The sequence below is a fragment of the Hallerella sp. genome, assembly GCF_022776125.1.
In the GTDB taxonomy this organism is placed as follows: domain Bacteria; phylum Fibrobacterota; class Fibrobacteria; order Fibrobacterales; family Fibrobacteraceae; genus Hallerella; species Hallerella succinigenes.
In genome coordinates this window covers 23298-44531 of sequence record NZ_JALFIA010000015.1, presented here as the reverse complement: position 1 = coordinate 44531, position 21234 = coordinate 23298, and the positions used below count along the sequence as shown (strand labels likewise).

Below are 21234 nucleotides of genomic sequence, written 5' to 3'. Positions count from 1 at the left end.
CGTGAAATTTCACGGGCGTAAAGATAGAAAATCAAGCGTCGCCGGCTCCGAATTTTCCGAAGGATTGTCGAAAAATTCTTAAATTAAGGACATGGCAGTAGATGTATCCAAAGATTCTAAGGAAAACGAAGAAGTTTCCGATCTTCCGAAAATTGAGTCCAACGAGGATTTGGCGCGAATAGTCCAAGCCTTGGTTTTTGCATCGCCGGATGTGGTGACGCTTAAAAAATTGAAGGACATCATCGGGGATTTTCTCGATTCGAAAACCGTTGCAGAAGCTCTGCGCATTGCAAACGACAATCTGAACAAGATCGATTCTCCGTTTGAAATTGTGGAACAGGCGGGCGGTTACCGCTTTCGTACCCGTGCAAGATATTATCCGTGGGTAAGAAAGCTTTTCCCGGATGCGAATCTTCGCAGACTTTCGCAGGCAGCCTTGGAAACGCTTTCGATCGTCGCCTACCAGCAGCCGATTACCCGTGCAGCACTCGAACAAGTGCGCGGTGTTTCTTGCGACGGTCCGTTAAAGAGCTTGCTCGAAAAGAAGCTGATCGCTCTTGGCGCCCGTGCAGAAACCGTCGGAAACCCTTATACCTATGTAACGACAGACGATTTTTTGAAGTATTTCGGCATCAACAAGATTCCGCAAGACCTTCCGCGCCTTCGTGAATTCCAGGAACTGCTCAATTCAAACGAAATCGTTCCGAATTATGCGCAGAACGAAAAACCGGATGCGCCGAAACCGCCTGAATCCGATCCTTCGCAAATTGAACTTTCGATGGGGACCCCGTGAGTGTAACCCCGTTAATGAAGCAGTATTACGAGATCAAGGCCCAGAATCCCGACTGCATTCTCTTTTTCCGCATGGGCGACTTCTTCGAACTTTTCGAATCGGACGCCGAAATCGCTTCTAAAATATTGGGCCTGACCCTCACGAGCCGTAACAACGGAGCCTCGGGCGCAACGCCGCTCTGCGGATTTCCACATCACGCTTCGGACAGATATTTCCCGAAGATGGTCGCCGCAGGCTATAAAGTCGCCGTCTGCGAACAAGTTGAAGATCCAAAGCTCGCCAAGGGAATTGTCAAACGCGCGATAGTGGAAGTCATCAGCGCAGGAACCTCGATGAACGACGGAAACCTGGACGCCAAGGTGGCTAACTACCTCTGCGCCGTTTTACCGCAAAAGAATTCGATCGCATTCGCTTTTGCTGATGTGACGACCGGCTACTTTGCCGTCTCGGAATCGCCGATCCAGAGTTTTGAAAGCGAATTTGCTCGTCGGATGCCGAAGGAAGTGCTTGTTCCGCAGGGCGTGGAACTCCCGAGGTCCATTGCGGAATTTGTCCGCGCCGAATGCATTTTGGTGACGTCTGTCGAAGAAGATCACTACGCGCTTCAGAATGCGGCAGAAGTTCTGCTGAACCATTTCAAGATGGCGAGCGTCGAATCTCTCGGTCTCGACGGCCAAGATGAAAAGACCCGTGTCGCAGGCGCGATCCTTTGGTATTTGATCGACCAGAAAAAGTCCGAGCTTTCGCACATTACGCACCTCGAACTTCTGGACCTCGGCGATTACATGGTACTTGACCCCGCGACGCTCCGCAATTTGGAACTCGTGCGCCCGCTGAACGCCGACGACCCGCAGAGCACGCTCATGTATGTGCTGGATTACACGGTCACGGCGATGGGTGGCCGCAGGCTCCGAGAATGGATTTCGCATCCTCTCGTTTCGGTGAAGCGGATCGAGGAGCGCTCTGAAGCGGTCGCGGAACTTGTTTCGAACCCGATCGTTCTTGATGAATTGAAGCTTGCGCTCCGTGAAATTTTGGATATGGAACGCCTGATGGGTCGCGTGGGCAGCGGACGTGCAAATGCGCGCGACCTCTATGGAATGGGACGCTCCCTTTCCAAGGCGGTAAAGGTGGCGGAAGCCCTTTCAAGCTTAAAGTCGCCACTCTTCCACGATTTGGCAGAAACGCTTCTTGCTGCAGAAGGCAAGGGCGACGAAATTCTGCGTATGCTGAACGACGACCTTCCGATGACCGTGCGTGAAGGCGGCATGATCCGTGAAGGTGCCGCTCCAGAACTCGACCAGATGAACGCCGAAATCAAGGATCGCCGCGATTGGATCGCTTCCTTGGAAGCCCGTGAACGGGAACGCTTGGGTGTGAATTCGCTCAAAGTCAGCTATAACAAGGTCTTTGGCTATTACATCGAAGTTTCGAAAATTCATTCGGACAAGATTCCGCCGGAATACATTCGCAAACAGACGACGGTGAATGCGGAACGCTACATCACGCCCGAAATGAAGGAATGCGAAACGATCATTTCGAGTGCGGAAAGCCGCATCCACGATCTAGAATACCGCATTTTCTGCAAGCTCCGTGAAACGGTCAATGCCGAACGCAACGAACTGCAGGACATCGCGGAAGCGCTCTCCGAAGTGGATTCTTTCTATAGCCTGGCGGTCGCCGCTCGCAAGCGTTGCTACACCCGTGCCGAAGTCTTTGATGGAACGGGCGTCGAAATCCGCGGAGGATTCCACCCGGTCATCGTCGCTGCAAACCCGGACCTTTCCTTTGTGCCGAACGACGTTTCCCTTTCGCCGGATGCGCATCGCATGATGCTCATCACCGGTCCGAACATGGCCGGTAAATCGACGTACCTTCGCCAGACGGGACTGATTGTTCTTATGGCGCAGATCGGTTCGTTTGTGCCTGCGGAATACGCCCGTATAGGCGTCGTAGACAGAATCTTTACGCGTGTCGGTGCAAGCGATCGCCTTTCTCGAGGCCTTTCCACGTTCATGGTAGAAATGATCGAAACGGCGAACATTTTGCGAAATGCGACCGATAAGAGCCTTGTGCTGCTTGATGAAATTGGTCGCGGTACAAGCACCTTCGACGGACTTTCAATTGCCTGGGCGATTTTTGAAACGCTCCACGACAACGAAAAACGTGCAGCGATTACGCTCTTTGCCACGCATTACCACGAAATGACGACTCTCGCCGATTCTTTGGAACATGCGGGCAACTACCAGATCGCGGTCCGTGAAGACGGCGACAAGCTGATCTTCTTGCACAAGATTATCGCCGGCGCTTGCGATTCGAGCTACGGTATCCATGTGGCGGAAATGGCGGGGCTTCCTTCCGAAGTCGTGCGCCGCGCCCGTAAGATCCTTCTGCGCCTCGAAAAGCAGCAGATCGATCCGAGCGATTCCAAGCACAAGCAGGAACTCAAGGCGCAGCCGCAGGTTGATATCTTTGCTCCGCCGGATGAAGATACTCAGCTTTTGCTCGAAGAAATCAAGCGTTTGAAACCGGAAGAAATGACTCCGCTCCAGGCGCTCCAGACTTTGACGGAACTGAAGGAGCATTACGGAAAGTAAGATGGAAGAAATGAATTTCGCAGCTCTCGAAGAATTCATTTACGAAAACCGCCTGTTTGATCGAAATTCCGTTCATGGGCTTGAACATTGGCATCAGGTGGAATTCAACGGACTCCTGATTGCGAAAAAAACGCACGCCGATGAAACGGTCGTGCGGCTCTTTTCCCTTTTCCATGATTCGAGACGTGTACACGATGGCTATGACGAGGAGCACGGTCCCCGTGGAGCGAATTTTGCCGAAGAACTCCGAGGCAAATATTTTCAGCTGGATGATGATCGCTTTGAAAAGCTCTTGCACGCCTGTCGAAATCATACGGTCGAACCAGCTTCGGGCGATCCGACAATCGATGCCTGCTATGACGCCGACCGTTTAGACTTGGGACGTGTGCAGATTGTCCCAGATCCCAACAAGATGGCGACGGACTTCGGCAAGAAACTCGCCGCGAAGTTGCAGAAAATTCCCATTGAAAAACATCGGGATTGGCTTAGAACCGAATCCTTTATTATTTTTCCCAAGTGATTTATAATATCCTTCTTTCGCTGTTTCCGCTGCTCTCGGCGTTCCCGCTTTTCATGATGCTGGTGGAGCTTCATGGAAAACGTCCGGCTGCCCGCCAGCTGCCGTGGCTCGCCTTTGCGTGCTACATGGTTTTGTGGAACAGTGTGTTTACCCGTTTCATGGCAGAACATCCAGTCCTCTGGACGCTGAATCCAATCGGCGACATCTTTATGATGCTCTCCTTCATGTTCCTGTTTGTTCGGGAAGAAAACCGTAAAGCGGTGGAGCCGATCCGAAAATCTTACCGGGTGCGGTCGATTGTAGCGTTCTTGATCTATATCGTAAGCAATGTCGTCTGCTTCCACATTCTGCGTCCACCGGTATTTTTGATTCCGCTGATCGTCGGGGCTTTGGTCGTCTTCTATTTTGACCGCCTGTACTCGTCGCTGTCGTACTACCCGAAGACGCGGATCCATCTCGTATTCTACTTCTTTATCATCAGTACCTTCCTTGTTTTGCCGCTGTTCCGTTTGTTCTTTATTGCGCAGATTGGCTATGTGTTCATGTGCCGTTACCGCAACTGGATTGCACACAAGGACCGCATGATCGTGCAGCATGACGAAGAACGCAAGATGAATCACAAGATTGTGACGAAAATGGGCGAAACCGTGAACGACTTCTCGGATTTGCACGAATCCCTGCAGAACTTCCTCACGAACCTCGCCCAGGGTATCGAAGCGAAATCCGCCGCCATTTACATCTGGGACGAAAAGGAACAGCTCTTCCGCTGCTCGGATATTTACGGTGTCTTCTTCCCGCTTGTCCGTGGAAACGAAATGAGCTTTACCCACGTGGAAACGCTCAAGGAAATCGCTCTTTCGCAGAACATCAGCGAACACGATAACATCGTCTGGGAATGCGGCATGTCTCGAATCGGAACGTACGTGCCTTTCGCAAGCCAGGACGGTCGTATTCTTTCTCTCGGAAGCCGAGCCGCGAACATCCGCTCGCTCATCCTTGAACCGCTGAACTTTAACCAGCAGCTGCTAGGTGTCCTTGTTGTAGAAAACAAGCTTTACGAACGTTACTTCTCTGAAAGTGATTACTACTTGGTGCAGAACTTTGCCCACTATGCCACGATGATCCTCAAGGCGAACGAAGCCGTGATGGAACGTCAGAACCAGGCGCGAACCCAGGCGGAACTGCAGCTCGGCTTCCACATTCAGTCGGGACTTTTGCCGCACAAGATTCCGGAATTCGACGGTATTTCTTTGGCAGGCTCGATGACTCCGGCAAAGGAAATCGGAGGCGACTACTTCGACTTTTTGAATTTGCCGAACGGAAACTTGGGTATTGTCATTGGTGATGTTTCGGGTAAAGGCGTTCCAGCGGGCATGGTGATGACTTCGCTCTATGCCTTCTTGCATGCGGAGTGCCGTTACTTTGTGAATTCTTACCGAGCCCTTGTGCGTGTGAATTCGGACTTGGCGGGGCACATTTCCGAAACGATGTTCGCGTCTCTCCTCTTCTTTGAATGGAATCCGCGTTCGAAGGCTTTGCATTACACGAGCTGCGGTCACGAACACATTCTGCATTTTAAGAAGATGGACAATTCGCTCGATACCATCAAGAGCGGTGGAATTGCACTCGGTATGATCGATGACAACAGCAAGATCATTCGTGAAAAGTCCCTGATCGTGAGACCGGGCGATACCGTTTTGCTGTACACGGACGGTGTAACGGAAACGGCAAACGAAAAACGCGAAATGTTCGGCCTTGAACGCTTGAAGGCATTTGTCGAAAAGTACCAGGCTTTGTCTGCAAACGAAATCCGCTTGGCGCTTCTCGAAGAGCTCAAGTCCTTTGCTCACGGCGCACCGCAGGCAGACGATATCACGATTCTCGTGATGAAGTTCTAAAGGAAACAAGAAACCGATTGAGCTTTGCCAAAAGCATTTTAGCCCGAAATATATTTTTAGGCAAACAGGGCCGAGCCCGCGCTCACCAAGCCAAATTTCTGAATCGTTTTCATCTAGAATCTCCTCATTTTAAAACCTCAAAACCCTACGGAATATGCCCTGTTTCCGCAGACACTCCGGCTTCAAGTTTATTTACACCTGATATATCGTATTACAACAATGACCGAATAAAACAGCGCCTAAAAGGAATGAGCCCGGTGCAATACCGGACTCATAACTCAGTTTTATCCCAACTTTAAACCGTCCAACTTTTTGGGGTCAGTTCAGCGGGGAGGCTTTTTGAATTTTTCAATTCCGAATTACTTGTTCAGAGCTTCGAACAGGGCGAACACCATGCCCGGACGGAAATACTTACCGGCCGTGTACTTGAGTGCCGTGCTGTGGAGCAGCGTGAACAGGTCTTCTTCCGAAATCTTAGCCTTCTTGGCGAGAGCGCCGTAGGACTTCTTGAACGAAGAGAGGTTCGTCGTGAGAGTCGGAGCGATACGCTGATCCGGGAGAAGGGCTTTCTTCTTCACGAGTTCGGCGATGAGCGTCTTGGCTGCGGAAGCGGAAACTCCAGCCTTTTCGAGAGTGTCTTCGTGGAGACGGCAGGAACCGTTGAAGCCTTCCGGTGCGGCGAACGGGATTTTCGCTTCTTCGTAAAGGTTCTGGACCATGCTTTCCACGAGGTCGCGGGCTTCATCGAAGTTCTTGTGGAGAATGAGACCGCTGGCGATGCTGTACTGAATACCGATCCAAACGTCATGAGCCTGGAAGTTGAATTCGTCGAGCGGGGAACCGTCCTTGTGAACAAGGTTTGCGGCGCCGAGCAGCGGGGAATTTTTCTTGTAGTTCGTCTTGAAGATGCGGTCGAGAGTACGTGCGCCCTTTTCTTCGTCGGTAATCGGCTTCAAGTCGAGGAGACGGAGATAGGTGTCGGCGAGCATCGAGTCGGCGAAGACGTCGTCGGAATCGAGATCGATCTTTGCCTTGAAGGAATCCGTGAAGGCTTCTGGAGCGGTGCTGTAAAGCCAGGTTTTCTTCCACTTGCGGAGTTCAAGCTTCGAAAGTTCTTCGTCTTCCGGAATTTCGCTGAAGTCGAGCCAGTCGTTCAGTTCGCGGAGCTTCTGCGTGTCACTGCCGGAAAGCGGGACGAGGTCGGCGAGAGCTTCCACAACCTTGTCGAAGTTTTCGAAGTTCACGTCCTTCGCTTCGATTGGGGTCGCGAAGAAGTGGAAGTAGCCTTCCTTTTCATCCCAGAGGGCGGAGTGGAATTCGGCTTCCGCTTCGTCGGCCTTCTTGTTCCAGTCGAGGGCACGAGCGGAATCGCCTTCGAGTTCTGCGATTTTGGCCGCAGCGCGGAGACCGGCGATCCAGAGGGAACCGCAGTAAACGGAAATGCCGTTCGAAGAAAGATTGTCGAAGGTGTCGTCCGTTCCGTGGGTGAGCGGGAAGTTTTCGCCTTCGGCGACCATCTTTTCCAGATATTCCATACTGGCGTAGACAGCGTCCTTGCAAGCGTCGACGACTGCCTTTTCACCGGTGAACTTGTAATGACGGAGAACCATCAACACATACTTCGGAGCGAGATCCTTCCATTCCTTTACGTTATGCCAGTCATAAGCGTCGGCATGCGGAACGAACGGGCTTCCTAGGTCGTGAATCACGGCGCCGGTCACGGCGAGAGGACCTTCGAGCTTTGCCTGCGGAAGGTCTGCATACGGATGGTTCACATATTCGTGGTGACGACGGCGGGTCATATTTTCAGCGAGGATTGCATCGCCAAAGCGCTTCAGCACTTCGCCATCGAGACGCGGCAAAAGGGCAAGGAGCGAGAAACTGCCGTAAAAGTAAACGTCGAGAGAGTTGAAGAACGGATAGTCCGCGCATTCGCGAACGAGAAAGTTGTCGTCCTTGTCCCAGACCGTGGCTTCCGGAATAAAGCTCAGCGTGTTGAGAGCAAGGGAACGGAATTCCGCCTGTTTCTTCTTGTCCTTCGGGAAGAGCTTTGCCAAAGCCTTTTCTGGAGCGAGTGCGCGGTAAGCTTCACCAAAGGTCTTTTCGAATTCAGCGTCAAAGCTTAGAGCTTCGGATAGCATCGCCTGGACGCGGCCAAAGGATTCCGGATAGAAGACTGTGTACTTCTTCAAAGTTTCCTGTGCACCGTGGAAGCGGATGTGTGCAAAGTCGAGGACCGTGTTGAACTGGACCGTAGCCTTTGCCTTCGGCTTCAAACGGATCGTGGCGACGATTGCACCAGCGACGGTTTCACGGCCGCTGTAGACGTTCTTTACGAAGGTCTGCGAAACGCGGCCACTGTGGAGGGCGCCTGCGAGAACCGTCTTCTGATCGTTGCGGTAGAAGAGAGGCTTCGTGGTGACGTTCACATCGTCCTTCGGATTCCACGTAGCGGAAATGCCCATGCAACCGTCGAAGTCGCTTTCGGAAAGGACGTTCTTGTTGAAGAATTCGACACCCTTCACCATGCGACCGTCGGCGAGAGTCGAATTGAATTCGACGCCCATCGGATCACGAGCGGCCGGGACGAGCACAAAGGAAGAGTCCTGGACGCTTTCACGATCCTTGCGAACCTGGTAACCGCAGTAGTTTTCCTGCATCTGCACGAGCGTCACTTCGCGGACTTGCTTTGTCGGGTTCACGAGTTCGTAACGGGTGGCGCTCACCGGAAGGCTCGAAATGCGTTCGTTGTTCGGGAGAACGTAGCTGTACTGGTAACGGGTAATCTGGACGCCTTTCTGACCCTTGTACTGGGTGCGGGAAAGCGGATATTCTGCCGTGTAATCCATCTTCTGAGCGTCATAGCCCTTTTCGCCGAGGAATTCGGTTTCGTCGCCGAATGCGCCGGTAAGAGCGCCTTTGCTTTCGACTATTTCACCGAGTTCGCCGTCGAAAAAGTCGATGAGAACAGCACGGTTGAATTCCGGGGAAGTCGTGATGCCGGCTTCGATCATCGCCTGCGTGCGCGGACTGAATTCCGTGTGCCAGCGGAGGAGAGCGTCCTTGTTCGTTTCCCAGAACTTCTTGTCGGCGAGTACGGCTTCGACCTTCTTCAAGGTTTCCTTTTCGTTTTTGCATTCGAACAGAGCGTTGCCCTGTGCATCCTTCAAGGTGTAGAACTGATTTTTACGGCAGAATTCAAAGAAGCTGCGAATGGCGAGCGGAGCCTTCTTGTCGATCACAGATTCGCGATAGAAAGCGTTCTGCAGGCGCATGTCGTTCGGGTTTTCCGTGCGGACTTGAACGCCCGGAATCAGGCCCGTCACCGGAGTCGTACCGGCCGGAGTCACTGTATATGTGCTGCCGATACCGCCGACGGCAATACCCGTCGTTGCCGGAGTCGTGGTGAGAGGGGTGTACCACGGCTGAATGAATTCCACGGCGAGACCCTTGGTCATCAAGTCTTTCACGTTGCCGTGCAACTTGGCGGATTCGAGATATTTATCAAATGTCATGAGGAGATTTCCTATGGTTGTTGATATTTTATTTCGCAATTAATTTAGAAAAGTTATTTTTGGCGCATGTTTAAGTTTGGTGCATTTGCTTCGGGTGGTGGCAGTAATTTTCGCTCCCTCCTTTCCCATGCGGAAGATGGAACCTTGGAAGGTTCCTGTGAATTTTTAATTGTGAACAATGCGGATTGCGGTGCGGCACAGAGTGCCAAGGAACATGGAATTCCGGTTTACCATATTTCTTCGAAGACGCATCCGAATGAAGCGGATTACGAACAGGCGTTGTTGAATGTCTTGGAAGAGCACCCGGTTGATCTCGTTGCCCTTTGCGGTTATATGAAAAAGATTCCGGATTCATTCCTCGACAAAATGAAGGATCGCGTTTTGAACGTGCATCCGGCGCTGCTTCCGAAGTACGGTGGTAAAGGCTTTTACGGAATCCGTGTGCATCAGGCGGTCATTGCCGCTGGCGAAAAGGAAAGCGGCCCGACCATTCACCTAGTGACAAGTGAAATCGACAGTGGAAGAACGCTCGCGCAGACGAAGGTACCGGTCCTTGAAGCGGACAGCCCCGAAGATCTTGCCGCTCGCGTCCTTGTGCAGGAACACGCTCTTTTTTGGAAGACGCTCCGTGACTACGCACGGTCTTTATGACTTCTTTGCGATAACACTTGGGCAATACGATGAAATTCAAACCGCCTGAATTTTTAGAAAACACGACGACCCCGATTGAAGGGGAAATCGCCTTGCGCACAAATTATCCGAACGTCTGCATCATCGGCATCGATGAAGTGGGCCGTGGACCTCTCGCAGGGCCAGTCGTCGTCTGCGCCGCGGTCCTCCAAAATCCGACAGGAGATTCTTCTTTAAACGATTCGAAAAAGCTCACCCGTAAAAAGCGTGAAGCCATGTTCGATACCGTTAAAGAGGAATGCCTTTGCTACGCCATCGCCAGTGCGAGCGCCGAAGAAATCGATGAATTCAACATTCTCGAAGCGGACTTCCTCGCCATGCGACGCGCTTTAAGCGCTCTCGGATTTCCGGGCCTTAAGGCTTCAAAACCAAAGCTCCCGATCGAAGTCAAGGGGCTGCTTCCGCAGAATACAAAGCTTCTGATTGCGGTCGATGGAAACTTAAAGATCCGCGGTGTCCCCGAAGAAAACCAGATTGCGATCATTCAAGGCGACGGACGCGTCGCAAGCATCTCCGCCGCTTCGATTCTTGCCAAGGTTTACCGTGACCGCTACATGGATAATCTCGCCCAAAAGTATCCAGGCTACGCATTTGAAAAGAATGCGGGCTACGGCACCAAGGCGCACCTCGAAGGCATTCGCAAACTCGGCATGACGCCGGAACACCGCAAGAGCTTCCACCCGAAAAGCCTGCAGACAGAACTGTTCTGATTTGGATTTAGACCATCTTTCCGATGCCCACGATGGCAGCGGTTCGCGCACGTAAACGGGTCTTTCCCAGTTTTAAAAGTTTGACTTCGCCACGGGAATAAGCCTGGATTTTTTCAATTTCCTGATGGGAAAATCCGCCTTCCGGTCCGACGAGAAGCGTCGTATCCTTGGTCACTTCGCCGATGGAATCTTCGCCGTCCATATCGCAAAGGATAATATCGCCGTCATAAGCCTTTAACCATTCTTCAAACGGAATCGGGCCGCGGATTTCGGTGAGCCAAGCCTTTAGCGACTGCTTTAAACTGACAAGTGCCTTGAGTTCGCAACGGCGGACGACTTTCTGCAAGTTGGAATCTTTCGGCTCTTCGGAATGTTCCGTGCGCAAAAGCGTTATGCTTGCGACTTCCATTTCACTCACGTGCAAGGCGACTTCTTCGTTTGCGTCGTCCTTGAGGCAGGCGAGTCCCAGATGCAACTTCGGCTTTGTACGGTCGGAAGTTTCAAGCTTTTCGATTTTTAGCTGGCAATCTCTTGTGTCCGCTTTTTCCACGATGCCTTTCGCAAAGTGTCCTTTTCCGTCGGTCAGGTTCAGAACGTCTCCCGGGCGGGCGCGGCAAACGCGAATCGCGTGGGCGCTTTCTTCGCCCGAAAGGGAAAGGGTGCCTGTGGTAAGCTCAGGAACGTAAAAACGGGTATCAGGTGATTTCATGCCCCAAAAATAAATACTAAATTCAATCCACTATGCAAATTAAGGCTGTCGCATTCGATTTAGACGGAACTCTCTACCTTTCGGGAAAACCTTATCCGAAGGCCGTGGAAACGGTTCAGAAGGTCGCCGAGAAGGTTCCTGTCTATTATATGTCGAATAATACGAGTAAATCGCTCGTGTTCTATACGAACCGTCTTTTGCGCATGGGTCTGCCGATTCAGTCCAAGGACCGTATCCTTTCGGCGATGACTTTCGCCCTTTCGGAAATTCACAAAAAAGGAATCAAGAACATTTACCTGTTCGCGAATCCGGAAGTGGTTGAATGGTTTGCTGCGGAAGATCCGAGCTTGGACTTGCATGCTCCGATGGATAAAACGGAACTCGTGCTCGTCGCTTACCATTCTTCCTTTAATTATAGGGAACTCTGCGAAGTTGCGTGGAGACTTGAACGCGGTGCGGATTTCTGGGTGACGCATGCGGACTTCGTTTGCCCCGATGAACTCGGACCCGTTCCGGACATTGGAAGCTTCATGGCGATGTTCAAGTCGGCGACCGGTCGCGAACCGTCCCGCATTTTTGGCAAACCGAATCCGGAAATGCTTTCTCCTATTATGGATCATTTGCCGCCGGAACAGATTCTTTTTGTGGGCGATCGCCTGTACACGGACTTTGAACTTGCTCAACGTGCGGGCTGCCATTTTGCTCTGGTGCTCTGTGGCGAAACCAAGTACCGAGACGTCCAAAGGCTTGCTCGACAGCCGGATATCATTGCGGAGCAGGTTTCCGATATCGATTTCGATAAGCTCATTCTCTAAATTTCGCCCCTAAAAAAAAGAGCTTGTAAACACTTTAAAACAAAAGTGCCGTTTTCTAAATTTGGCGCATCATGTCAATGCTGCCCCATTATACACCAGAACTTTTTAAATCCCTGCGCAAGGGATACTCTAAGCAAAAATTCACCCAGGATTTGATGTCCGGTTTGATTGTCGGCATTCTCGCTTTGCCGCTTGCGATTGCATTCGCGATCGCTTCGGGCGTGGGTCCGGAAAAGGGGCTTTATACGGCGATTATTGCGGGCTTTGCTATTTCGTTCTTTGGCGGTAGCCGCTTCCAGATAGGCGGTCCGACGGGCGCTTTCATTGTGATTGTTTACGGCATCGTGGCGAAATACGGTTACGATGGCCTTGCGACGGCGACGCTTATGGCGGGCGTCATGCTGGTTATTTTTGGCGTGGCAAAGCTTGGCGGGGTCATCAAATTTATTCCATTCCCTGTGACGGTGGGCTTTACGGCGGGTATTGCGATTATCATCGCTCTGGGTCAGGTTCCGAACTTTTTGGGTTTGCAGTTTGGCGCAGGCGTTTCGGAACCGGCAGATGCGATTGGCAAGCTTGCTCTTTATGCAAAGTCGCTCATGACGACGAACGTCTTCTCGGTGTTAATCGGTGTAGTGGCTTTGGCGATTTGCCTTGTTTGGCCGAAGATTACGACGAAGATTCCGGGCTCCTTGATTGCGATTATCGTGGCGACCGTGATTGTGAAGGTTCTTGGCTGGGATGAAACACATGGCGTGATGACCATCGGTTCCAAAAATTCCATTCCGACGGGTTTCCCGGTTCCGCATTTGCCGAACATCAGTTTGGATATGATGCGTCAGGTGTTCCAACCGGCGCTTACGATCGCGATTCTCGGTGCGATTGAATCCCTCCTTTCCGCAGTCGTGGCGGACGGTATGACGGGTACGCGTCACCGTTCGAATACGGAACTTGTCGGTCAGGGTATTGCAAATGTGCTTTCTCCGATCTTTGGCGGTATTCCGGCGACGGGTGCGATTGCCCGTACCGCGACGAACATCAAGAACGGTGCAGTGAGCCCGATTTCCGGTTTGGTGCATGCGGTGATTCTTTTGCTCATCATGCTGATCTTTGGTAAGTATGCGGAAATGATTCCGATGGCGGCTCTCGCTGCGGTGCTTTTCCAGGTGGCTTTCAACATGTGTGGTTATAAGAACTTTGTGAAGCTGGTGAAGGGCGCTCCGAAGAGCGATGTCACGGTTCTTTTGGTGACGTTTGCGCTGACCGTGGTGATGGATTTGACGATTGCAATCGAAGTCGGTGTGCTGCTTGCGGCGATTTTCTTTATCCGTCGCATGTCGGATGTGGCTGAAGTCGAATGTGTGACGCAGGAACTTCAGGAGCATGATGAAGAACTGGCGGACCCGAACAACATTGCAAGCCGTCAGGTTCCGCAGGGTGTTGCTGTGTTCGAAATCATGGGTTCGCTCTTCTTTGGTGCGGTAGAAAAGTTCAAGACCGCATTGGATATGACTAGCTCTCACCCGAAGATTTTAGTGCTTCGTATGCGTCAGGTGCCGTCGATCGATGCTGCGGGCATTCAGATGATCGAAGGCTTGCTTATGAAGTGCCGTGCCCAGGGAACGCAGCTTTTGCTTTCCGGTGTGCATTCCCAGCCGATCGTTGCACTTTCGAAGGCGGGAGTTTTAAGGGATATCGGTGAACAGAACGTGCTTGCAAATATTGACGCCGCCCTGAATCGCGCCCGTGAAATCCTCGGCCTTCCGATCGTTGCCGCAGCTCCGACTACGCCGAGTGTGGATTGGGAACGCAACGTGCAACAGCCGTGGGTGCCGGAAAATGCAAACGCAAAGATTGCAGAAGAAACGACCGAAGTCATCGCGGAAACCATTTCGGAAACGCAGGCGATGGACATTCCGAAGGTTCTCGACAAGAAGGATACTTTCCACTCGATGATGAACAAGATCTTCCCGTGGATGAAGAAATAGGAAACGGTTGTGAGTGACTATTACTTTTAGTTATGAACGATTTGAAGCTCCAAGTTTTTGTGATGGCAGCGCGGCTGTTGAATTTTTCGCAGACGGCAAAGCGTTTCGGTATCAGTCAGCCTGCTGTAACCAAACGGATTCATGAACTGGAAGAAGATGTGAAGGTTCGCCTTTTTGAACGGGCCGGTTCCAAGCTTCTTTTGACGCGCGAAGGGGAAGTTTTCTTAAAATATGCAGAACAGATCCTAGAATCGTATGAGGCGTTGAATTACGAGCTTGGACTTTTGCAGCAAAAGCATGCGGGAACGCTTCGGTTAGGCGCGAGTACGACAATCGCCCAGTACATTCTTCCGCCGATTCTAGCCAAGTTCAACGAAAAAATTCCCCAGGTTACCATTTCTTTGCAGAACGAAAATTCGACGGTCATCGAAAATGCTCTGCGGGAACGTCAAATCGATCTGGGCTTTATTGAAAGCAATGCGGAACCTGCAGGACTTCGGGTAACGCCTTTCTTAAAAGATGAACTCGTTCTGGTGGCGCATGTGAAAAACCCTTTGACGCGGCGAGATGAAATCAGCTTGAACGAGTTGAAGGTGACACCGCTCGTTTTGCGTGAAGACGGATCGGGGACTCTCGAAGTCATTCAGCATGCGCTAGAGTCGCGGGGAATTTCTTTTGGCGATTTGAATGTTCAAATGCAGCTGGGCAGTACCGAAAGCATCAAACGATACTTGGAAAATTCCCATACGGCAGGAATCGTTTCTGTGCGAGCGATCAACCGGGAACTCTTGCAGGGAACGTTCAAAGTCGTGGACATTACAAGCTTTTCGATGCCGCGGTACTTCTCTTGCTTGGAAAGGCTTGGCAAATCTCCGGCGTTGGTGCAGACTTTTATTGAGTTCGTCAATCGTTTCAAAAAAGAACTTTAGTATAACCAAATGATTATGGACTATTCCAAAGGGGAGACTTCCCGCTAAAATGATCTCTTGCTAAGTTTTGTTTTGCAAAATGAAGCTAGCAAGCGAGGTGAATATGCTTGGCAAAGATAAAATAGACTTTTTTCATGGGATTCTTTGGATAGCCCTCATCACGGGCGTGGCTTTTGTCATCGCCGGAATTCCTGCGGTCAAGGCGCTTTCTTTAAGTCCGCTGATTGTGGGACTTTTGCTCGGGATTGTGTATGCGAATACGCTTCGAAAGGGGATGCCGAGCTCTTGGACTTCGGGCGTTGCCTTTTGTTCGAAAAAGATTTTGCGTTTGGGGATTGTGCTGTACGGCTTCCGGTTGACTTTAACGCAGATTGTGGGGGTTGGCGCGCCTGCTTTGGTGATTGATGCGATCATTGTGATAGTGACGCTTGGCGGTGGATACTTGATCGGTTCGCGCTTGTTGAAGATGGACAAGGAAACGGCGATGCTCACGTCTTGCGGAAGTGCAATCTGCGGTGCGGCTGCGGTTCTTGGGGCGGAAGCGGCGTTAAAGACCAAGCCTTACAAGACGGCGGTCGCCGTTTCGACGGTCGTGCTCTTTGGAACGCTTTCGATGTTCCTCTACCCGATTCTTTACCGCAATGGCGTTTTGGACCTTTTGCCGGAACAGGCTGGGCTTTATATCGGTTCGACGATTCATGAAGTGGCGCATGCGGTGGGGGCTGGCAACGGTACGGGAGATGCGGTCATCGCAAGCAATGCGATCATTGTGAAGATGATCCGTGTGATGTATCTGGTGCCGGTTTTGCTCGTGCTCGCCTTTTTTGTGGCTGGCCGTTTGGGTGATACAGACGGCAAGGCGGGAAAAAAGAAAATCGCCGTGCCATGGTTTGCGTTCGGATTTCTCGCCGTGGTGATTTTCAATTCGTTTGATTTCTTGAGTCCGACTTTGTTGCACGGAATCGAAACAGTGGATACGTTCTTCCTTTCGATGGCAATGACGGCACTTGGAACGGAAACGAGTTTTGACAAATTCAAACAGGCAGGACCGAAACCGTTCATTTTGGCGACGATTCTGTATGTCTGGCTTGTTTTGGGCGGTTATGCGCTCGCCAAATACCTCGCTCCGGTTCTAATCTAAGCTCTTGGTCATCTTTCGTGCCTCGCGAGAACAAGGAAACTAAAGTTTACTGTGTCCTTGTGCTCGCCATCCAAAATGGACAAGATGAGAAAGCGGGAGAAGGTAAAGGAAACAAGCGCACAGAACCGATGAAGAGGGCGTCCCTGCTAGCGATAAAATCATGGCTGTGGCTACGGACCACGGGACAAGCGCAATTACGATAACAGCGGAATCATAAAGATCCAACGCTGGATCTTGACTCGGAATATTTTCTGACAGCTGATGCGTCAAAATAATGGTCAGCGTCTGATTGCATGTAATGCAGGCTACAAAAATCGAGGTTAAAAGTTTAGCGAAAAAAGAATTTGACTTTTGTGAAATCTTGAAAATGAAGCCTTGAAGCGGCGAAAGCATCCCGGTCCCTTTGAAAATTCCGCCAAAGCAGCCTGCGATCAGGACGATGCAAAAAACATTCTTCATCGAAACGAGTCCGCCTCCATTCATCATCTTGGAAAGCTCCGGCACAGAAGACGTGTAGCCAAAGACCAGCATTTTCAAAAGGCTCAACCAGGAATGTCCTTCCGCAAAGAATGCGACTGGTATCGCCGCACAGGCGCTGAGCAGCAAAACACGTGAAGATCGGACGTTGAAAATCGAAAGCGCAAGCATCAAGACGGCGGGCAAGACACTCCACAGCGAAAGGGAACATTCTCTAGCGAAAAGGCCTTGCCAATCTGCGGCAGAAAAATTTCCTGAATCACTTTGAAAAATTCCGCTGAAACCAACAGTCAAATAAATGCCGCAGCTGAGCAACAGCGGAAGCCAGGTCGTTCGAAGCATTCGATGCACGTTTTTATAAATATCGGTTTGCGTCAGATTTGCCGTAAGAAGAGCCATGGAAGAAATCGGTGAAAGTCGGTTCCCGAAATAGGCCCCGGCAAGAATGGCGCCTCCTGTCCAACAGGGAGAAATCCCGAGAGCGTGCCCAGCACTGGCACAGATGACTCCGGTCGTTGCGGCCGTACCAAGAGCGGTACCCGTTAAAAGTGACATGGCACCGTTTAACAGAAATGCGATGAGTAAAAAGGCTTCGGGGTGAATCAAGTGCAACGAATAATTGACTAAAAGAGGAATCGTTCCGCTTGCGCGCCACAAGGCGGTCAATATACCGAGCATTATAAATAAACGAAGAATTCCTCTTGTGGTAAAAATGCCTTGTCCGCACATGCGTAGAATTTGTCGAAGAGAATACTTACGGAAATAGGTGTAGAGAATCAGAAGTAGAAGCCCGATAAGCATGATGAGAACAAGTATCATTATTTATCTTCTTAGAGAGAATTTTAAGCGTGTATGTTCGCATAAAAAATAAGAAACGACACAAACGCATGCGGTTAAAAATCAGATGTCGCCGGAGGAAAGTCTGCCTTCGGTTGCAGAAAGCCGTATATGACTCAACACAAGGTTTGGGGCGCTCGCTTTCGCAAGTAACCCCTAGGCTTTACACCAATTCCTTTGCAAGCTGCTTCAGCGCTGCGGTGGAATCCGCATTCAGGGCACTCTTGATGCTCACCGTGGTTTCGCACAAAGTAATTTTCTTCATGGCGGAAAGAGCTTCTGTCATTTTCTTTGCGGCCATGGGAGCCCAGGAACCGTTTTCGACAACGCCCACTTTGCGGTTGCTGTAGTTTTTCGATTTCAGGTGGTTCAAGAATTCTTCCATCACCGGAAAAACGCCTGCATCGTAAGTCGGGGCCATGACCACCATGCGGTCGTAGCGGAAAGCGTCTTCAAGCACTTCCGCCATGTCGCTGCGGGCGAGATCCGAAACCACAACTTTTTCGACTCCGGCTGTTTCCAGTTCCTTGGCAAGGACTTCGGCAGCCTTGGCGGTATGCCCGTAAATCGAGGTGAAGGCGATAAGAACGCCCTTGTCTTCGGGGACGTAACTGCTCCAGGTGTTGTACTTGCCCAAGTAATATTCCAAATTTTCGGCGAGAACAGGTCCGTGGAGTGGGCAAATCGTTTGGACCCCGAGAGGCGCCACTTTTTTAAGAACGGCCTGCACCTGGGCGCCGTACTTGCCGACAATGTTAAAGTAGTATCGGCGGGCTTCACATGCCCAGTCATCTGGATCGGCGTCGTACACGCCGAATTTGCCGAAGGCGTCTGCGGAAAAGAGCACCTTTTCGCTCTGTTCAAAGCTAAAGATGACTTCTGGCCAGTGGACCATCGGGGCGGTAATGAACTGCAGGGTATGCATGCCGAGGGAAAGCGTGTCGCCATCCTTGACGGCGAGCTTTTTGGTTTCTGCAGGGAGTTCCATGAACTGCGGGAGCATGGCGAAAGCCTTTGCACTCGCGACGATTGTCACTTCGGGGTACAATTCCACAAAGCGCGTGATTCCGCCGGCGTGATCCGGTTCCAAATGGTGAATGATCAGGTAGTCGGGCTTGCGGCCAGCAAGAGCCTTTTCAAGGTTAGCTTCCCAGTCAGCGACCTTGCGAAAATCTACCGTATCGGTGACCGCGATCTTTTCGTCTTGGATCAAAAAAGAGTTGTATGCCATGCCTGCAGGCACAACGTATTGGCCTTCGAACAAGTCGATGTCGGTATCGTCAACGCCAATGTACTGGATGTTCTCACTCAAATTCTTCACAATATTACCTCGTGAGTAAAAATATTTATTTTTTTTGCATGGCGAATGAAGACGAAAATAAAGTCACAACGCAGAACGGCGCTGCTCCTGTTCATCAAAAGAAATCTCGTAAAAAAATGCCCTTAAAACATTCATACGGGGCAAATGATTCCTTGGATGACTACGATTCCATTTCGTATGGCGATGGTCATTCCGGGTGGAATCGATAAGATGGAATTCAAAAAACGAGAACTTTACGGCGATGTACTTCGGCTTGTAGCTGCCGATGGCGAACCATTTGCTTGAAATGTTTGCGAATTTTACCCTGTACAGGAATATTCGCATTCAGGGCTGTACGACTTTTGCGGGTTTTTACCTGACAGGCTTTTACCTTTCGCATTACGGTTTGAATTTGCGGTCGAGAGCCTTTTTGTACGCGGCGGCGGTGGCTTCGTGGGCTTTTGCCTTTGCGTCTTCTACGTTCTATTCGCTGGAACGGGTGAAGCCGAATGAATATTTCTTGGGGAACTTTCAGCCGACGACGTTCCTTGTGGCGTCGGGAATCTCGTTTTCTGCAAAAAAAGATATATTGTAAGTATGTGGACAAAGAGCCTTTGTTTTGCAAAATGGGTGATTATCTTGCTTGTGCTTGGGGGAATGTTACCGCTTTGGGCAGCAGGACTTGTTTTGCAGAAAATCGATTCGACAGATGTGCGGCAAACGCTTTCCAATTTTGATCGAGGATTTTATAATCATCGCGGACTGCATTTAAAACCGTTCGGAAATACGGCGGTCACAAATCCTCCCAAGCTTTTGCATTTGCGTGCGGATATCAGTGAATTTAGCAGTCGAGCGTGGATAAATATCGATTCCACGGGTGGTAAAAGAGATACGACTTGGGGCTTTTCGCAAGATTTGACCGAAGACGCTTTGAATGCTCTTCAATCCACTTTTGACAATGTCCGTAATCATGGCGGCTTTGTGATAGTTCGCATTTGTTACGATCCTTGGTTTAATGGTAGAAGGAATGTGACTCCCGAACACAAATGGGTGTTGCGCCATGTGGAGCAGCTTGCGCCTGTGTTATCCAAAAATACGGATGTGATTCTCGCTCTCGAAATGGGCATGCACGGAGCATACGGCGAAATGCACAGCGATACGAGCATCACTTATCCCCGTGTTGCAGAAGCGGTAAATCTGATGCTTCGAAATACCCCATCTGAACTAAAAATACTGACTAGAACCGCCAACTATTCCGCTGCTGTGCTGGGATTTGAAAATTGGGGAGTAGATTTTTACATCGAAGGCGATGCGTTTCAAAGAATCGCAAAAGCGAAAGGCGATACGCTTTACCGCGTGGGAATGTTCAACGATGGCTATTTGGGAACCGAATACGATTATGGAACTTGGGGCGCGGACTGCGCTACATCGATTTGCCGTGAAGAGGGCGTCGCCTGGCTCGAAAAATACAGTGTTCACACGCCTTATGGTGGGGAAGCCTTAACAACCGCTTCCGGTTACAAGGTCATCAACACTCCGGAGTATTTATCTTACGAAGGTTATCGGACTCATACAAGTTATTTAAATATCGCCTGGAATCATGAATTGATTGATTCATGGAAAAACGTCAAGTTCCAAGGTAAGGACTTTGAATACGATTCCTCGGTTACCGGTTTTAAATACATCGACGATCACTTAGGTTACCGCTATGTTTTAAGGGAATCCGTACTTCTCGATACGATCGGCGACGATGGAATTTTTTTAGCGAAGCTTCGCATTCAGAATGTGGGCTTTGGAAATTTAACCCGTCAAGTCGCTGCAAAAGTCGTCTTTGTTCAAAACATGGATTCGAGTATGCTCGATGTTTGCCCTTTTGAGTTCGATTATGAGCTGCCGAATCTGGATTTTAGAAATGTATTCAGCCGGAAAATTTCCATTTCCGGCGGGGATACCTTGACGACTTTTGACGGAAATCATGAACTTGATATTTCGGTTCCGACTTCTCTTGACAATGGAAATTACCACGTTTTCTTGAACGTGGAAAATATCGCTTTTGCAAATGGAAAAGTCTCCGCCTATCACTGTTTCGAGGAACCGGTGTTGTTTATCGGCGATGTAACTGTCGATAACAACGTAAAAAGTTCTATTTCACGGCCTATTGCTCGGTCCAAGTTGCATTCTTCGATTCAGAACAACTTTGTTCGCATTCAAGAAGTCAAAAAACATTGGAATGCAGTTGTTCACAACGGAAAGTTGCTTTACCGCATGAACGGTTCTTCTTTTTGAATAGCTTTGATTCCAAAGCATTTTTGCAG

At 50.4% G+C, this 21234-nt stretch carries 17 protein-coding genes and 1 pseudogene; 14 read left to right on the top strand and 4 right to left on the bottom strand.

Features of this window, described 5'->3' with window-relative positions:
- Positions 1-91: 91 nt before the first annotated feature.
- The 5 genes and pseudogenes from scpB to MR847_RS01595 all read left to right on the top strand — a co-directional run.
- The gene (gene scpB / locus MR847_RS01615) at positions 92-793 is read left to right on the top strand and encodes an SMC-Scp complex subunit ScpB (protein WP_100424469.1); all 702 of its coding nucleotides are present in this window, start codon (positions 92-94) and stop codon (positions 791-793) included.
- The gene (mutS, locus tag MR847_RS01610) at positions 790-3390 is read left to right on the top strand and encodes a DNA mismatch repair protein MutS (RefSeq protein ID WP_277000810.1); all 2601 of its coding nucleotides are present in this window, start codon (positions 790-792) and stop codon (positions 3388-3390) included. The genes scpB and mutS overlap by 4 nt, the downstream gene beginning before the upstream one ends.
- A 1-nt stretch (position 3391) precedes the next feature.
- Positions 3392-3910: an HD domain-containing protein gene (locus MR847_RS01605; protein ID WP_199189271.1), complete on the top strand. Its 519-nt coding sequence runs from the start codon at positions 3392-3394 to the stop codon at positions 3908-3910.
- Positions 3907-5808 (top strand): GAF domain-containing SpoIIE family protein phosphatase, encoded by a 1902-nt coding sequence (locus MR847_RS01600; RefSeq protein WP_100424467.1) that lies wholly within the window; start codon positions 3907-3909, stop codon positions 5806-5808. Before MR847_RS01605 ends, MR847_RS01600 begins: the two co-directional genes overlap by 4 nt.
- A 203-nt stretch (positions 5809-6011) precedes the next feature.
- A pseudogene (locus MR847_RS01595) lies at positions 6012-6107 on the top strand (IS3 family transposase); the annotation flags it as partial.
- 60 nt (positions 6108-6167) lie between these two features.
- Here MR847_RS01595 and MR847_RS01590 read toward each other — a convergent pair.
- Positions 6168-9323 carry a GH116 family glycosyl hydrolase gene (locus MR847_RS01590; protein WP_287722777.1) on the bottom strand — a complete coding sequence of 1052 codons (3156 nt, stop codon included), beginning with the start codon at positions 9321-9323 and terminating at the stop codon, positions 6168-6170.
- Between the two features lie 66 nt (positions 9324-9389).
- Between MR847_RS01590 and purN the strand changes: the two genes are divergently transcribed.
- On the top strand, positions 9390-9974 hold the full coding sequence (gene purN, locus MR847_RS01585; RefSeq protein WP_287722776.1) for a phosphoribosylglycinamide formyltransferase: 585 nt from the start codon (positions 9390-9392) through the stop codon (positions 9972-9974).
- A gap of 29 nt (positions 9975-10003) precedes the next feature.
- Positions 10004-10723: a ribonuclease HII gene (gene rnhB / locus MR847_RS01580; protein ID WP_277000798.1), complete on the top strand. Its 720-nt coding sequence runs from the start codon at positions 10004-10006 to the stop codon at positions 10721-10723.
- 7 nt (positions 10724-10730) lie between these two features.
- On the opposite strand, the gene MR847_RS01575 is transcribed toward rnhB, so the two are convergent.
- Positions 10731-11432: an RsmE family RNA methyltransferase gene (locus MR847_RS01575; protein ID WP_287722775.1), complete on the bottom strand. Its 702-nt coding sequence runs from the start codon at positions 11430-11432 to the stop codon at positions 10731-10733.
- A gap of 32 nt (positions 11433-11464) precedes the next feature.
- Here MR847_RS01575 and MR847_RS01570 point away from each other — a divergent pair, with 32 nt between their 5' ends.
- From MR847_RS01570 to MR847_RS01555, 4 genes are all read left to right on the top strand, one after another.
- The gene (locus MR847_RS01570) at positions 11465-12247 is read left to right on the top strand and encodes an HAD-IIA family hydrolase (RefSeq protein ID WP_100424462.1); all 783 of its coding nucleotides are present in this window, start codon (positions 11465-11467) and stop codon (positions 12245-12247) included.
- Between the two features lie 71 nt (positions 12248-12318).
- Complete coding sequence (locus MR847_RS01565; protein ID WP_100424461.1) at positions 12319-14235, top strand: SulP family inorganic anion transporter; 1917 nt, start codon at positions 12319-12321, stop codon at positions 14233-14235.
- Positions 14236-14267: 32 nt separating this feature from the next.
- Positions 14268-15164: a LysR family transcriptional regulator gene (locus tag MR847_RS01560; protein WP_287722774.1), complete on the top strand. Its 897-nt coding sequence runs from the start codon at positions 14268-14270 to the stop codon at positions 15162-15164.
- Between the two features lie 103 nt (positions 15165-15267).
- Positions 15268-16305 (top strand): YeiH family protein, encoded by a 1038-nt coding sequence (locus MR847_RS01555; RefSeq protein WP_353846828.1) that lies wholly within the window; start codon positions 15268-15270, stop codon positions 16303-16305.
- Positions 16306-16344: 39 nt separating this feature from the next.
- Here MR847_RS01555 and MR847_RS01550 read toward each other — a convergent pair whose 3' ends face one another.
- Together MR847_RS01550 and MR847_RS01545 are read right to left on the bottom strand one after the other, a co-directional pair.
- A complete protein-coding gene (locus MR847_RS01550; protein ID WP_287722772.1) occupies positions 16345-17601 on the bottom strand; it encodes a Na+/H+ antiporter NhaC family protein in 1257 nt (418 codons plus the stop codon).
- Positions 17602-17782: 181 nt separating this feature from the next.
- Positions 17783-18943 (bottom strand): FprA family A-type flavoprotein, encoded by a 1161-nt coding sequence (locus MR847_RS01545; RefSeq protein WP_502798492.1) that lies wholly within the window; start codon positions 18941-18943, stop codon positions 17783-17785.
- Between the two features lie 141 nt (positions 18944-19084).
- Here MR847_RS01545 and MR847_RS01540 point away from each other — a divergent pair, with 141 nt between their 5' ends.
- The 3 genes from MR847_RS01540 (at position 19085) to MR847_RS01530 (ending at position 21205) form a co-directional block, all read left to right on the top strand.
- Positions 19085-19225, top strand: a complete 141-nt coding sequence (locus MR847_RS01540; RefSeq protein ID WP_157797807.1) for a hypothetical protein — start codon at positions 19085-19087, stop codon at positions 19223-19225.
- Positions 19206-19514 (top strand): hypothetical protein, encoded by a 309-nt coding sequence (locus MR847_RS01535; protein WP_277000779.1) that lies wholly within the window; start codon positions 19206-19208, stop codon positions 19512-19514. The genes MR847_RS01540 and MR847_RS01535 overlap by 20 nt, the downstream gene beginning before the upstream one ends.
- Before the next feature lie 62 nt (positions 19515-19576).
- Positions 19577-21205: a DUF4832 domain-containing protein gene (locus MR847_RS01530; RefSeq protein WP_287722770.1), complete on the top strand. Its 1629-nt coding sequence runs from the start codon at positions 19577-19579 to the stop codon at positions 21203-21205.
- Positions 21206-21234: the final 29 nt, after the last annotated feature.

Bases quoted from the DNA above. Each gene is read 5' to 3' on its own strand.
- MR847_RS01575 (WP_287722775.1), bottom strand. From the start codon at position 11,432: ATGAAATCACCTGATACCCGTTTTTACGTTCCTGAGCTTACCACAGGC.
- MR847_RS01530 (WP_287722770.1), top strand. From the start codon at position 19,577: ATGTTACCGCTTTGGGCAGCAGGACTTGTTTTGCAGAAAATCGATTCG.
- MR847_RS01550 (WP_287722772.1), bottom strand. From the start codon at position 17,601: ATGATACTTGTTCTCATCATGCTTATCGGGCTTCTACTTCTGATTCTC.
- MR847_RS01560 (WP_287722774.1), top strand. From the start codon at position 14,268: ATGAACGATTTGAAGCTCCAAGTTTTTGTGATGGCAGCGCGGCTGTTG.
- MR847_RS01590 (WP_287722777.1), bottom strand. From the start codon at position 9,323: ATGACATTTGATAAATATCTCGAATCCGCCAAGTTGCACGGCAACGTG.
- MR847_RS01535 (WP_277000779.1), top strand. From the start codon at position 19,206: ATGGCGAACCATTTGCTTGAAATGTTTGCGAATTTTACCCTGTACAGG.
- MR847_RS01555 (WP_353846828.1), top strand. From the start codon at position 15,268: ATGCTTGGCAAAGATAAAATAGACTTTTTTCATGGGATTCTTTGGATA.
- MR847_RS01605 (WP_199189271.1), top strand. From the start codon at position 3,392: ATGGAAGAAATGAATTTCGCAGCTCTCGAAGAATTCATTTACGAAAAC.
- MR847_RS01565 (WP_100424461.1), top strand. From the start codon at position 12,319: ATGTCAATGCTGCCCCATTATACACCAGAACTTTTTAAATCCCTGCGC.
- rnhB (WP_277000798.1), top strand. From the start codon at position 10,004: ATGAAATTCAAACCGCCTGAATTTTTAGAAAACACGACGACCCCGATT.
- MR847_RS01570 (WP_100424462.1), top strand. From the start codon at position 11,465: ATGCAAATTAAGGCTGTCGCATTCGATTTAGACGGAACTCTCTACCTT.
- purN (WP_287722776.1), top strand. From the start codon at position 9,390: ATGTTTAAGTTTGGTGCATTTGCTTCGGGTGGTGGCAGTAATTTTCGC.
- MR847_RS01540 (WP_157797807.1), top strand. From the start codon at position 19,085: ATGATTCCTTGGATGACTACGATTCCATTTCGTATGGCGATGGTCATT.
- scpB (WP_100424469.1), top strand. From the start codon at position 92: ATGGCAGTAGATGTATCCAAAGATTCTAAGGAAAACGAAGAAGTTTCC.